This is a genomic window from Rahnella sp. AN3-3W3 (genome assembly GCF_003263545.1).
GTDB classification, from domain to species: Bacteria; Pseudomonadota; Gammaproteobacteria; order Enterobacterales; family Enterobacteriaceae; genus Rahnella; species Rahnella variigena.
Genome location: NZ_JYDG01000077.1, coordinates 1 through 2037, shown reverse-complemented (window position 1 = coordinate 2037; position 2037 = coordinate 1). Strand labels below are relative to the sequence as shown.

The following is a 2037-nucleotide window of genomic DNA, read 5'->3' as shown; positions in this document are numbered from 1 at the left end:
GCCGCCACAGTGCCTGTGAGGATCAACCCCCTGCAGCTTATGAAAGTGCCTGGTTCATGAGGCACGGAACAGTCTAGGAAACTAGGGTCTATTCATTCTTTTCACCCCAAGTGATCGCGTCACCCGCGAGCTCTTTTACTTCGGCAAATGAGCGGATCATGATGTCAGGCAGGGTGACCTTTTCATCCGGAGAGATCTTCTTAAGGTTGTTTCTTATGGCTCTACTGGCGTTCAGCTTGTCGAGAATTTCGTCGGTAAGATACATGGTAAATCCTTATTAACTGAATGGAGGGGGATAAGTGCGGGCTCTATCGTTTTTTCCTGCACGCATGTAATGCTGAGGTTACAACTCCTGCGCTTCAAACAGCGCCTTTTCCGCCTCGCGGCGGCGCACCAGTCCGGGCATTTTTTTCCGCCCGTACTGATCCAGCGCGGAAATTCTTCAGCCGCCCCGGAATAATCGCCGGCGTTGAGTTTTTTCAGCAGCGTGGAGGTGCGCAAGTCCCCGCCCCAGGTTAAACTTAAAGGATACAAGGGCATCAAACGGCTCTGGCGCATTAGCGTAGACAAGTCAGCAAAATGGTATTGCCGATTTATTAGGCAGGCAATGGGTCAGATTTCTCTGTTGGTGACAATACGCTATTGTCTGAATAATGAAGCTGGCCTTGCGTATCATGTGGATTAACTCAATGCCGGCCAGTATTTTGCGCTCGCCGAAATAATTTGAATCCCATCATTTGCCGTATCCGGCGTTTGATATTACGGCGATCCTGCTAGACCAGATTTTTCAGGTATCTATTTTGTCTGACCTTTATGCAGTCAACGGCATCGCTGCCGGTATTAAGTTCCGCAAGGACGGCTGTGTTTGCACCGCTTTTATCGATGGCCATCATTTCTGGCTCACCGTGGTGGCGAATGGCTTTTCGAAAGAAACGCAGGGCTTTAGTTTTTCAAGGCTGATGCAACACCTCCTGCCACTGGAATTTGCGAAGCTGCTAATTGGAGCATAATCGCAGAAATAACCAACGGGTCTGTGTTAATAGCAACATCTTTCAGAAAAATGGAAGGCGAATTTTTTAACTTTATAAACTCTTCCATAGTCAATTTTATTTTTTCCTAGGGAATCGGACATAGCAATATCTCTTTATAAAAAATTAAGAACATTTATTAATTTGTTTTATGGTAATCAGGCCACAAACTTTTTCGCTTAGTGAATTATTTTTATAATGACCCCTCTACATGGATTAATATTTTTGAAAAATTAATATTTAGATTATAAAAATTAGCACTCCAAAATATTTTTTGGATGGCGATGTGCTAATAATGCTTAATCTTCAAAAAAGACTATCTCAACTTTCGAATCTTTCATAATGGTTTAAAACGATCATTATCAAGCTTTATGGAAGTTTTTACCTATCAATTAAATAACAATGATCTTATTTTAGATTGATTTTGTAACGTTTTTTCATATTGGGAATCAAAATTAACCCATGAAAAACAATTCATTTACACGAAAGCAGCATTATTTGGGGAAGTCTTGTTAATGGTGAAAAAGCACGATGAAATATAAAAAAAATCGATTTTTTGCCATTTTCGGAGACCCTTTAAAAAATCTAAAATGAGTAGGCTGAATTAAATTTGCACTTGTATTAAGTTACATATAAGGATTGACTTGATTTTTTAGGTGTGCTTTCAGCTGGTAATAATATTGTGGGCAATTCCATGAAAATGCAAAAACAGTTTCAGCCACTGTGATCTTAGGAGATAGCCTGATGGAGATGGAATGAAGTTCGCTCACTTCGAAGTATATAACAATCGTGAATCTTAAAAATCCTTACCATACTAGTGATCCCGTAGCTAACGTTGTAACCGCGGTTTTCGATGTAGCGGTCACACTCGTCATCGACAGTGAAAAGCATTTTGGCGGTACAGAGTATATACATCTTTGGTGACCCTGACCCGAAATCCTGCTCCATTCAGAAACAGAATTCCGTCATGATAATGACTCCCATTGAAGTGGTTTACTGAATTTGGCCA

1 protein-coding gene and 2 pseudogenes are annotated in these 2037 nt (G+C 41.0%); all 3 read right to left on the bottom strand.

Annotated features, from left to right (window positions below; all coding sequences use genetic code 11):
* Positions 1-88: 88 nt before the first annotated feature.
* Positions 89-265, bottom strand: coding sequence for a hypothetical protein (locus UC15_RS25700; protein WP_157961010.1), 177 nt, complete (start codon positions 263-265; stop codon positions 89-91).
* Between the two features lie 78 nt (positions 266-343).
* Positions 344-544 (bottom strand): annotated as a pseudogene (locus UC15_RS19375) (lysozyme); the annotation flags it as partial.
* 27 nt (positions 545-571) lie between these two features.
* A pseudogene (locus UC15_RS19370) lies at positions 572-941 on the bottom strand (DDE-type integrase/transposase/recombinase); the annotation flags it as partial.
* Between the last annotated feature and the right edge of the window lie 1096 nt (positions 942-2037).

Bases quoted from the DNA above. Each gene is read 5' to 3' on its own strand.
- UC15_RS25700 (WP_157961010.1), bottom strand. From the start codon at position 265: ATGTATCTTACCGACGAAATTCTCGACAAGCTGAACGCCAGTAGAGCC.